Source organism: Luteirhabdus pelagi, assembly GCF_016827595.1.
GTDB classification, from domain to species: domain Bacteria; phylum Bacteroidota; class Bacteroidia; order Flavobacteriales; family Flavobacteriaceae; genus Luteirhabdus; species Luteirhabdus pelagi.
This window is the reverse complement of sequence record NZ_JAECMS010000006.1, coordinates 25,870-38,056: the sequence shown is the minus strand read 5'-3', so window position 1 is coordinate 38,056 and position 12,187 is coordinate 25,870. Positions and strand designations below refer to the sequence as shown.

Below are 12,187 nucleotides of genomic sequence, written 5' to 3'. Positions count from 1 at the left end.
CTAAATATCATTTATGGAAAATGACCACGATATCGATCATCAAATAAAAGAGGCAGAGTTACGAAAAGCTTACGCTGAGGAACAAAAAATCAATTCTGAACGTCGAAAAATTGATTTAGAACGACATGAATTGCAACGCCCCTATTTCAAACGGATGAAGTTTGTTCAACTTGTTATAGGGGCAGTTATAGGCGGTATAGCTTTTTTGGGTGTGTTGCAGACAATTATTGAACCTACCTATAAAAGGGATATTATTCAAAAAGAACTGAAAATTGCCAAGCAGGAAAAAGAGCTTTTTTTACTTAATGAAAATGTGGCTAAACTAATAACAGTCAACGACTCAATTCTGGATAGTATTCAAAAAGTTAGGGTTAAAAATGAACGTTTTCTAGCGCAAATTAAGGAGCAAAAGCAAAAATCGATTGAGATTGTTAAGGAACAGCTACGGGACATTCGTGAAAATGCTGAATCTGAAGGCATTGTAGTTGCAACGATTTATTTTGAATATGATAAGAGTTCGCTACAAAGTGAGTTTAAAGAATATCTTCAAAAACTATCAAAATTCCTATTAAATAATTCTAACTTGGAGATAAAGATTTTAGGATACTCCTCAGAAATAGGTCCAGAAGCTTATAATGTAAGGCTAAGCAGTAGAAGAGCCACAGTTGTTTACGATGCACTTGTATCCAATGGAGTTAGTCCAGCACGTATTTCCACAGAAGGTATGGGTGAATCCGCATTTAATAAAACAGTCCTTACCGATCTTGACAATGAGTTAAAGGAAAGGCTCTACGAAATTAAATCCATAGTAAAAGTAATTGTATTCAATAATAATCATGGATAACTAAAACAAAGAATAGTTTTATGAGTAACGATAATTATCCCAAATTCATTTCTAACATTCCCACGGGAGAAGACAGCTTTTCAGGTGGGTCTCATCAAAAAATAGCGACGAATGTTGTCAAAATTATAGAAGGCGATTTATTGGATACTAAAATTATCGGATTAGAAGGAGATTGGGGGAGCGGGAAGTCCAATGTAGTTAGCATGATTCAGAAACAGTTGAGTCAGGAATACTATACGTTTGTTTTCGATGCTTGGGGAAATCAAGTAGACCTTACTAGAAAATCATTTTTAGAGCAACTCATTAATGAATTATTCGCTCAGGAATTACTGAGTGATACTAGGAATTGGAAAAAAAAGAAAGCACAACTTTTAGGCAATAGCTCTAAGAAGATTATTCAGAAATATCCGAAGGTCAAAGGCTATTGGATATTCATAATGCTTGCTTTTATCATGATAGGTATTCTACATGGGTTATACGAGGTTGCACTAGAAGAAAATGAGATTATGAAAAGTTTAGGGAATTGGAAACCTATTGTTTCAATTTATCTTTTACCAATAGTGTTGTTGGTTATTGGAGGTTGGCTAATGATAGAAGATTATATTTTCTTAAGAAATGAGAATAAAGGGGTGAAGGCGGTTGACAAAGAGTCAAGAACTGAAACTATAGGAAAGATGTTCTACTGGTTTAGCGGTAACGACATAGAAAGTACGGAAACAGAGAACATTATTGAAGAAGAACCTTCAGTTTTGATGTTTAGGGAGTACTTTTCTGAAATTGAAAAGGGTATTAGCGGGAAAGGAAAGCTACTGATAGTTTTTGATAACCTTGACCGATTAGATGGCTCCAAAGTAAAAGCTCTTTGGTCGTCTATTCATACTTTTTTTGCCGATAGTAAATACAACTTCAAATCCTATATTATTATACCATATAACAGAGAGGAATTAGTAAGTCACCTCGGCGATGGGAATTCTGGCATCGGATTTATAGAAAAGTCCATTCCAATTAGTTTTCGAGTAACGCCACCCATAGTAACCGATTGGGAGAACTTCCTGAACAAAAAGCTGATATTTTCCTTTGGCGAGTTAATTTCTATCGACAAAAGAAATGAATTGATTTCGATCTTCGATACTTTGTATGGCGAAACGGTCATTCTTCCTCGAAAGCTCATCAATTACGTGAATAGCTTAGTTTCGTTATATCTTCAATGGGAAGATCAGATAAAGGCTGATGAAATAAAGGTGAAGTATTTAGCGCTTTTTAGTTTTACAAAAAACAATATACTTAAAGATCCCTACTCGGTTATTCCTTCTAGATCTTATTTAAAAAAGGTTGACAATTTATTTCAGAATAAGGAGGAGCTTGATGAGTGTATTGCAGCTCTTACTTTTGGTGTGGAAAAGAAACAAGCAAATGAAGTCTTATTGCTGCGAGAGTTTGAAAATAATCTTAAAAACGGGGAGTCTGTAAAGCTAAAAGAGGCTTCAAAACACTCGGCATTTAGAAATTATTTCAGTAGAGCTTATGAAGCAGTGGATATAAAGCATAAAATTTATGGCTTGTCAGCTATACTTAAAGCACTCACGGATGCACTTCCCACTCAAATTATATCCTATTATTGGAATGACTTTGCAAAAAATATAGTAACACTGTCCTCGGAATTTGAAGAGTTCAACAATAACCACAAAGAAATTCTATCACATGCGGACCCAAGTAATAGCAGAAAAGTGCTGGCTAAATTCGTCGAGATGATTTCACCAGGAGATTCTGATGAATCTCAAGTAAAATATTATAAAGAAATTCATTCCGTTGATACCTTCTTAAATGATGAAGGCATTCAAAGCATTGATTTATTAAAAATGATTGAAGCCCATTATTTTAAGCCGAAGATATACTTGGAGTTTGCTGCTGAAATACCGGATAAATTGCTCAAATATAAAATCTCTTGTAAAGAAAGTGATTTGGAAGAGTATCTTTTGGATGCTGAAGGAGAAAGTGGCATAACGAGAATTAAGACTCATCTTAAAAGCATTAAAACTATAAAGAAAGAAAGGGAGTTGGAATTCATTGAAGTTTATAGAAATCTACATGCAAAAGTTGAAAATTTGGGGTATAACAAGCCTAATGAGTTGAAAGATATTTTGTCAATTTTTAAAGAGTTATATGATAAGCCTTTAGATTTAAAGTTGTCATCCAATTTTTACGCCCAACTGTCAACTTCGAGGTTGACTAAAGATGACATCTATTTTGATGCTCTCTGTATAGCACTTAGCGAATTTCAAACGGCACGTGCTCATGGATCTTTTCAGTCATTATTACAAAGTCTAAAAGAAAATGATATTACCAAAATTAGTGAGAGAATTGAATGGTATATTTCCTTCGGTGATCTTCTTAAACTGGTTACTACTAACGTTCAAGCCTCAAAATATGCAAGCTTAAAAGGGATAGCCAATAATCTTACCGCAAATAGTTATGGGGTTTCCAGGTTAAATTTAGATTGGGTTCTAAAAAATTTCACCAAAATCATTGCCAAAGTATTTGAAAATAATGAATCTCGAGAATCTAAATTCGTTGATAGGTTGAATGGATGGTTGTCATATTTCAAAACAGAAATAGGTGGAATTGATATTAAGGTATTTAATCATTTCGATAAATCCGATAATGAGCTTATGGGAGAGATTAAGTCAAAGGCAAGAGATTTTATAGCCTCACTACCTAAAGAAGACATATATCAATCCTTTCTAAATGAGGACAGGAATTTCAAAATTTTGAGCCGCTTAATCGAAATCGATAGTCCACCTGATTTCAAGGCTGCTTTTTATAGTGCGGTGAGTGACTTTTTTATCGGGGTAGCCAAAAATGAAATAAGCAATATGAATCTTGCCTTTTGGGAAAGATTGATTGACAAATTGGATAAAAAACAGCTTAAAACAACCTTTAATAGTGTGCGGGATATTCTAATCTCCGACCGAGGTGAATTAAAGGAAGATGAACTTGTGTTTTTAATTGACGCATTATTGAAATATGGTAACCTCGAATCCAACACAGAAGGAAGCGCCTTGAAAATTATTATTCCGTTAATCAAGTATGATAAAACCTTTCCATTATTTTTAAAAAATTATAATACATTAATACAAGTGGCTAGTAAATCTAAAGACCATTATCAATCTGTTTTATCGGAACTTGAAACTAGGTATAAATCTGATAGTTATTTAGAAAATGAAATACTAGCTGAACTTGCCAAGAAGCATAACTGGGATAATGATGGAGAGTGATAAATTATATAATAGCATAAAAATTAAGTCTTTTTGCTACTCAGATAACTGTTCTTAGTTGATCAAGACAACATTCAATGTCAATTTTATTGTTTTATGATCCTCTGAAAGTGTTTGTCACCGCTCTTAGTAATTATTTTGAGAAAATACGTTCCGCTGACCAACCCAGAAGCATCAATATAATTCGTATTTGTAGATAACATTTTTCTTCCTAGGGCATCAAATACTACTACTTCCGCTATATTTTTATTATTATCAATATAAAAAATCTCTTTTGATGGGTTTGGATAAATGGTGAATGTGGATTCACTTGGAATTACTGAAGTATTGAGAGGTTCACATTTCGTACTAAAAACAGTTTGCTCATCAATGTTTGTCCAGTTTGCTTCACTATAGGCAACATCATCAACCTGGATACAGAATAGATTTGGGTTGTCGCTAGCGGCAAAGAAAGTTATGTCCTCATTGTTCCCATTATTTATATTAAAGTACTCCAGATCATTACCTGAAACGTTTATAGCGAAAAGATCGGGATGATTGGATAAATCCAATTGGGTGATTTGATTATCAGAAACATAGAAGAACTGTAAATCTAAATTCGCTGAGATATCTAGTTCAGATAAATTGTTTTCAAATACTTCTAGCGTAGTTAATCCTGTTTGAAGTGAAATATCAATAGAGGAAAAACTATTTTTTCCAGCTCGAAGAAGAACCAAATTAGGATTATTCGACAAATCAATACTGCTAATCATTAAGTTCGTAATATCTAGACTTTCAAGATTTGGGTTTTGGGATAAGTCGATGTCCTGTATTTCGCTGTTATTCCGGATGTCCAAGCCTAATAGGTTTACATTCTGTGTTAAATCTATCGACTGTAGGTTGTTATCGTCTATGGCTAATGACTCTAATGCTATGTTACTTTCTATACTTAGAGCTTCTAAATTATTATCATTCAATATCACCCATTCTAGCTCAACATTAGAGCTGATATCTATTTCGGAGAGATTATTATCTTGAACATTCAAAATCTTTAAATTAATATTCTCGCTCAGATCCAAATTGGACAAATTGTTACCCCCGCATTGTAAATTTTGAAGCTGTAAATTGCTCGATAAATCTATGGTTGAAATAAAGTTATCAATGATGTTTAATTCCGTTAGATTTAGGTTTTGTGAAACATCAATACTACTCAAGTTGTTAAGGGGGCATATTAGTTCCTGCAAATCAGCGAAATCCTCGATTCCAGTCAAGTCGCTAATTCCTGCGCCATTCAAGTTGAGCTCTAGAACGTTTTCTATATTCTCGGTTGGAACAAAATCATCCAAAGGGGGAGTATCATACCCTAAATCGATCAAGGCCTGTTCGAAATTGTCATCTGGAACGAACGTTTGCCCAAATGAAATTGATATACATAGAAAATATACCGAAAGGAATAAAAAATGTCGCATAACCATCCAATTTTTTAGAGGAATAAAATTGTATTAAATTGGGAAGTAAGTAGGTTTCAAATATATGTATAATAGTTAGAACCTTTATATTTCTTCATCTAATTCTATATTTCTAAAGGCTAGTAAATCTCAAATTAAACAAAAGTAAAATTTTCATAACATAAATTTTATACTCATTTATATACGATTATCATAAAAATTTACGTTCTTTATAATAAGAAATGTAAAAAGCCAGCTTTTTCCTTTCATTTTATTCAACTCCCCTTCCGAAATTAGTTAAGTCTAAGTTTTTTATTTATTACAGATGCTTGGAAAGGATATTGATTTTTCAATATCTGCGAATTTATTGTTTTTCAGTGCATGTAAAGCTTTGCCGAGATAATATACACTATTAGTTTGCGAAATGAGATATCATAATTTGTTTTGATTCATTAAGTTCCCCATTTGCAAGAATAGATTGTCATTTTGATTAGGCCCACATTGCTAGATAATTACTAATAAAATTATGGAAAATAGAGTTCCACAGTTGTATCCAGAATCTTTCTACTTTACGGACAATCCCGCTACCTTGTCTCAGTCATCTTCTCAGGCATTTGGTCCTGTAGTTGGTAATGAAACGACCCAATATCGCACCAGCTCACTATTTTCAGTTTCTGGTACGCAAAAAGCATTTGCAGTTTGCACAGGTCAAGTTTTTCTTCAACCAAATAGTGATGATAGTTCAAAAGTTAATCTTATTTTACGACCCTATCGCCAACCCATCAAAGGCATATCAATTAAATATTTTATTTATAGAGGGCTTAATAAAACAGACTTTATCCCTACTGGAGATTCCATTTTAATTGGCAATAATGATTTAGGTGGTGCATCAGAGTTTTTAAATGTTATTTGGGGACACCTCAAGGATTTTAATGATTGGGATGAAACCACAGCAGATGCAAACGATTTTCCCGCTGCCTGGATTGGTTATGACCCTTCTAACCAGCAACCTTCGTCTCTGATAGATGATTATTTTTTTAAACAGAGCAGTTTTAACGAATCCACCCAAACAGAAATAGATGGTTTTGAAATGCCAATGATATCTAAAGGTGTTCATTTGGGTAATTTTACTAACGATTTTGGTTTTGAGATTGTCTTGAATAAAGGCGATTACAAAGAAACCGTATCAGATACTGGGTTTTATTTTGACTTATCCTATGCGCGAGCGAATAACCAAATATTAAATATTGAAAACCTCCCCCCAGATGTTGCTGAAAAGCAATATCGGGAAACAATACATACTTTTATGGACCCAGCTGCATACTATGGGCTCCATTTTAAGGATAATGGTAAAGTATGGCTCGCTCAACTATCCAGCCAACCTATTCTTAAAGAAGGGCAAGCTATTTATGAGGATATAGTATCCACTTATTTTACGAGAAACAAAGTTTATATACATATACAAGGGCATTTAGGGAGGTCTTACAATTACTATGGCACTTATTCAGATTTGGTTGGAGGAAACGAAACGATAAAAATAGGTATTGATGCCGAAAATATGCCACCTGCACAAATATATGGTACCAGCGGTTGGCCTTTAATAATCCACGATGAAATTCAATCTCACAACAACTCAGTCAATGAAATTCATTTACAACTTTTGTATCAGAATGATTTTTCTCCAATATTGTATGGACAGTTAGCGAATTTAGGAATGGATGCTAAGAATAATTTTCTCACAGATGAAATTGAGACACTTTCTGAAAATGAACTTGTAAATTCTGGAAAATTCACTACGTCCTTCAAATTGTTTTTTTCTGCGGTAAATGAAAACTCAAATAGTTTAAATGTATCTCAGTTTGCTGTTCTACTTTTTAAAGGAAGCTTTGTGAGTTTAATTGATGGAAATAATCATTCCAATTTAAAAGAATTTGACCAAATATTTGGACTTCTTAATTCTGAAAATTTAATTGAATTTGAAGAGTCTACTATAAATGGGTTTTCTTACAATAGACGGCAAATTATTCGTGTTTATGATAAGAATTTGGATAATAGTGTTTCATTTATTGGTAAAGCAATGATGATAGAAGATTATCTTTCTTTTAGTGACGGAATAGAAGAGAAGTTACAGAAAAGAAGAATTATTGAAATTAATTACGAAAATGGAATAGGGAAAGGTCTTTTTTTTAATTCGCAAAATAAGAATTTTAGTGATACTTCTTTTCAAATTCCAATTACTGATAAACCCGGAGAGTCATATATTACTATCGATTCCTTTGGAGTTGAATTTTTCACACTTCAAACAAAAAATGATTTTGTTATTGCTGTTCACCAAAAAGAAAAAAACATTAAAGAAAACCCACAAATGTTTGTGGGAATCGATAATGATGAATTTAATTTATTGGTGGAAGCATTACAAATAAACCCTTTAAGAAATACTAGGCTATATTTTGAAGAGATTGAAACAGGTGTTTTCAGGTTGGAAGAAAGATATTATATCTACGAACTAGGAATAATAGGGGAGGATTCAACCGGGACTATACAATTAATAAGACCTGAAGAGAAAATACTAGTCTATTCAGTGGATGAGTATTGGTTTTACTCAAAACTTTTCACTCAATTTATGAGTAATAGTGGGGAAGAAGAACTTTCACTCAATTTAGAACTAAGTTTATAATGGCTCAAGCTTATATATTAAAATCTGGAATAATTGTTCAAGATGATTGGACTGATGTTAAATACTCTGTCAACACAGGTTTTGTGGTTAGCTTTAAAAAGAACGGGAAGAAATTTGTGTCTGTTAATCGTAAAGATTTTAAATCAAATGATAAATTTCTGCCTGGAGGTTATTGGTATGAGGATGATTTTTTAAAATATTTGGCTTTAAGCTCTTATAAGTTAAACATCAATTCAAAGTATGATTTTATTCAAAATTCAAACCCCGCAAAGGATGGTGACCAAATTGTCGTCAAAAAACTTGAAATAATTGAGGATTCTGGGAATTACACACCTTGGTTAGTATCATATACGTTTGACTTTGATTCTACTAAGAATTATATTAAATTTTTAGGTTTCACCCCTATTGTACAATCAATTATTTTGCCTTCTGATGCAGCGTTAACTTATTTGTTTGCTTTAACAAATAATACAGCAAATGAATTCTATCTTACGAACAAATATCAATATGTTGATTTAATTCCAACACTTTCAGAGGAAGAAAAAATAGAGATAATTACAAATATCGCCTTAAGCGCAATTGTAATTGCAAATATTGACACACAAATCTTTGATGCTTACTTTAATCAGCCTCCCTTTGATGTGATAAGCCAAGAACAGAAAGATGAATGGGAAACAGAACCAATGTTTTCTGGCACTCCTGTACCAATAGAAAACTTCAAATCATATCTTTCAGACATTAATAGACTCTATAGTGTACTTAAAATAAATGGATACAAAATACAAATTGCAGATAATGATGAAAAATATGTTTGGTTGTGTAGTAGTCTATCTTCAAAAAGACTGAGTTATTTCACTCCGGAAATTAGGAAACAAGTCATTTTAGATCTTATAAACAAAGATTTTTTAAGTACAATTTTTGAAAAAGATGCTTGGGAAGATATGCTGCTCAGGCTTATTGATTCATTCTCACAGCATATAGTTGAAGGCGGTGCTTCTAATATTCAGAAAGTAGAAGACTTCATAGGTTGGCTAGCAAATTATAGTTTAATTTCAGGAGAAACAGAGGCTGATGAAGGTAGAATAACTTTGTTTGAGTTACTTTATAAAAGGATGAGCTCAACGTTAAATATTACGAGGGGTTTTATTGAATTGAACAATGCAGTTTTTAATTCGAATAGCCCTATTACCAATACCCGAGATAAGTTTATTCAACTCCTTTATACACTATGGTCTTACACAAAATTTAATCCTTATGATGAAAACGACAATCTAAAGGACTTTACCATTGGATATAAACAGCTTCAGCCCCAACTTCCAGTCCAAGACCAAATCGCCCCGTTTTCTCAACCTGCGGGAAATTACGTTTTTTACTATTCTCATATGCCAGGATATGAAACATATCCCGCAAGCGAAGAACCCACTTGTGGTTCAACGTGTTACAACACTGTCTTTTATAGAGACGCTTCTTATTCTCAAGAGGCAGCGCCAATTACAATTTCTTATAGGAGTGATAAGCTTTTTGGATTTTATCTAGATAATTTCAACTTCTCGCTTGAAGGAAGTAAAATCCTTGCTTTTGAAAAAGGGTTACCTGTTTCTTTTGATGAGGATTATGGGGACGATGGTACGACCATTTACAGAAATCTATTGTATGGAACCTACGATTTATTGCAACCCTTGACTATGATTGATACGGGTATAGATACTGCTACTCCTATACCCTATATTGATGCTCAAAGCGGAGAAATCAACTCCTTGGTGCCGGCATTTGTCTTGTATCATATTGACAAAACGGGAAGTAATAGTAATATAGAAACTTTCGTAGGCTTATTGGTAGATGGGGTTTTAACGTTTAGTGGTGTAGGTAATTTAGCAAAACTAAGACACCTAAGATGGTTTGGTGGTGGTTTATCCATAATGTCCTGGCAGGGAGCTAGAATTATAGTAGGAGGTTTGGAGGTTTCAATTGGTGTGGTAGATTTCTTTGCTAATCTAGTTGAATGTCAACCTAATGATGAGACCTGTAAACAAATCAAAAATTTTATAAATCTTCTTGCTCTTTCTTTTGGTAGTATAGAAATAGGCGCTCATTTGCAGTTGCAACGCTATGCAAAACGAATTATGAGAGAGGTAAATGGTAACCCTGTCGTGCTAAGGAATAAATTTGACGATATTGACGGTGCCAATACCTCTCCAGCGACAAAAGACGAAGCTGTAAGCACTATTGGCCAATTTGCAGAAAATGCAACCGACCTCTCGCAAAGGCTTTTAAGATTTTCTGAAAGGTTCAATTTAGATACAGCCCAAGTTAATGTTCTTACCAGTAATTTAAACAGCACAGACCAAGACATATTTATATTTGCCTTTAATGAAGCAAATAGACCGGATGTGGTAGGAATGCTTCGACCGGACGGGGTATTATTGGATAAATGGGTTGCCATTAAGGATTTTCCTAATATCAATAGCAATCGTATGATAGTCGAGGGGCTGGAAGATTACACTACAGATAACTTGACCGTATTTAAGAACGAGCTATCTAGTAACTCGGGCGGCGAGACCTTTAGAGATTTACTGTTGCGTTACCCGGAAGAAACAGGTACGCTTGTAAAAAAAATAATACAGGATCCAGACGAGGCCCTGCAATACGCAAAATATTACGAGGATGACCCCCAATGGTACAGATGGGTACGTACTCGTTTCTTTAAGTATGTGACCCGAATTGGCAGGCAGTTTGAAAAGAATATTGTTACATCTGGATTGGAAAAAAGGCTGGGCAGCGTGTTTAATCCCGTACAATCCAAAATATTGATCGAAACGGGAAAGGATATCAACAACAACTACCAGTTTTACAATAATGTACAACTGTACTTTAACGACGCAAACTATTTTGTAGCAGACCAGATGTTTGTAAAATGGGGCTTCGACGATTTCGACAATAAAATAATAGAAGACATTATCATACTCGAAACCAAATTACAGCAAGGCACCAATTTGTCCACACGGCAGACCCAGTTTTTACAGAGTCTACAAAACGGAGGTTTTGAAAGGCTTAAAGTAAGAAATGTTGATAGAGAAGGTAAATATAATTTGGTGGATAATGCCATATTATTACAAAATGATGAATTAAGGCCGAATTCTATTTCGCTGTTCAAGCTATACGATTTTACTGATGGTACGGCCATAAACGATTTAGAAAAGTTATTTTAAAAAATAGAGACTATGCCCAATTACGATGTAGTATATAATAAAGAAGATTACCTGCGCCATATGGCACAGCTGACCCCCGCAGACTATTCCTTTCATAATAGGGATGGCTATTTCTACAAAGAGGAAACAGACAGGTTGTTAAAGATATTTATATCAAGTTCTTTATACTTTCCGGATTCTGCCAGATATGGGGGTGCTGCTATAATTATCACGTTCTACGATGTCGAGACACTGTTCAGTGAGGTATTGCGCCATTTTCCATTAAAAGGTTACGAATACAGAGAATACTATAGGACGTGTGAAACAGCATTTTTAACTAAACAGGATTACGGAGAGACCATTTTCAATTTTTTGGCAGATAAAGATGTTGAGACCGATGCCGATTTTCAGGAGGTAAAACCCCATCTGCAACAGGCCATAGACCATTGCCTTGCCTTTTCGGACCAATATAAGACACATACAGACCTTTACCTGGCTTTTAAAGATTTACCGGGTTCAGAAAGAAGAAAAGTTATATCACAGCCTCTACCTCACAAATGGGCCATAATCTTAAAACTAAATAATGATTCAGGATATGAAAATTATATAAACAGTCTAATAGATTACTATACCAATGACAGACCTGAGCCTTTAGAAGTTGATTTTTTCAATGCCCTTAAAGAAAGACTGTCCCAATTATAATTATTTCAATAAAAAATAATATGCCCAATTAAGATGTAGTTTCAAAGAAGAATAAAATTGTTAGATTAAAATAA

At 33.9% G+C, this 12,187-nt stretch carries 6 protein-coding genes; 5 read left to right on the top strand and 1 reads right to left on the bottom strand.

The features are described 5' to 3' along the window. Nucleotides 1-13 precede the first annotated feature (13 nt). Nucleotides 14-844, top strand: coding sequence for an OmpA family protein (locus I4Q58_RS14080; RefSeq protein ID WP_203296545.1), 831 nt, complete (start codon nucleotides 14-16; stop codon nucleotides 842-844). Nucleotides 845-864: 20 nt separating this feature from the next. After that, nucleotides 865-4,119, top strand: a complete 3,255-nt coding sequence (locus I4Q58_RS14075) for a P-loop NTPase fold protein (RefSeq protein ID WP_203296544.1) — start codon at nucleotides 865-867, stop codon at nucleotides 4,117-4,119. Nucleotides 4,120-4,205: 86 nt separating this feature from the next. On the opposite strand, the gene I4Q58_RS14070 is transcribed toward I4Q58_RS14075, so the two are convergent. Beyond that, nucleotides 4,206-5,567, bottom strand: a complete 1,362-nt coding sequence (locus tag I4Q58_RS14070; RefSeq protein ID WP_203296543.1) for a T9SS type A sorting domain-containing protein — start codon at nucleotides 5,565-5,567, stop codon at nucleotides 4,206-4,208. 505 nt (nucleotides 5,568-6,072) lie between these two features. Between I4Q58_RS14070 and I4Q58_RS14065 the strand changes: the two genes are divergently transcribed. From I4Q58_RS14065 to I4Q58_RS14055, 3 genes are read left to right on the top strand one after another with little or no spacing between them, the layout of a single operon-like run. Continuing rightward, entirely contained in the window at nucleotides 6,073-8,223 is a 2,151-nt protein-coding gene (locus I4Q58_RS14065) for a hypothetical protein (RefSeq protein WP_203296542.1), read from the top strand. Then, nucleotides 8,223-11,432 carry a hypothetical protein gene (locus tag I4Q58_RS14060; RefSeq protein WP_203296541.1) on the top strand — a complete coding sequence of 1,070 codons (3,210 nt, stop codon included), beginning with the start codon at nucleotides 8,223-8,225 and terminating at the stop codon, nucleotides 11,430-11,432. Before I4Q58_RS14065 ends, I4Q58_RS14060 begins: the two co-directional genes overlap by 1 nt. A gap of 12 nt (nucleotides 11,433-11,444) precedes the next feature. Next, nucleotides 11,445-12,113 carry a hypothetical protein gene (locus I4Q58_RS14055; RefSeq protein WP_203296540.1) on the top strand — a complete coding sequence of 223 codons (669 nt, stop codon included), beginning with the start codon at nucleotides 11,445-11,447 and terminating at the stop codon, nucleotides 12,111-12,113. The last annotated feature ends 74 nt before the right edge of the window (nucleotides 12,114-12,187 follow it).

Coding starts and splice junctions, on each gene's coding strand:
- I4Q58_RS14065 (WP_203296542.1), top strand. CDS start 6,073: ATGGAAAATAGAGTTCCACAGTTGTATCCAGAATCTTTCTACTTTACG.
- I4Q58_RS14060 (WP_203296541.1), top strand. CDS start 8,223: ATGGCTCAAGCTTATATATTAAAATCTGGAATAATTGTTCAAGATGAT.
- I4Q58_RS14075 (WP_203296544.1), top strand. CDS start 865: ATGAGTAACGATAATTATCCCAAATTCATTTCTAACATTCCCACGGGA.
- I4Q58_RS14080 (WP_203296545.1), top strand. CDS start 14: ATGGAAAATGACCACGATATCGATCATCAAATAAAAGAGGCAGAGTTA.
- I4Q58_RS14070 (WP_203296543.1), bottom strand. CDS start 5,567: ATGCGACATTTTTTATTCCTTTCGGTATATTTTCTATGTATATCAATT.
- I4Q58_RS14055 (WP_203296540.1), top strand. CDS start 11,445: ATGCCCAATTACGATGTAGTATATAATAAAGAAGATTACCTGCGCCAT.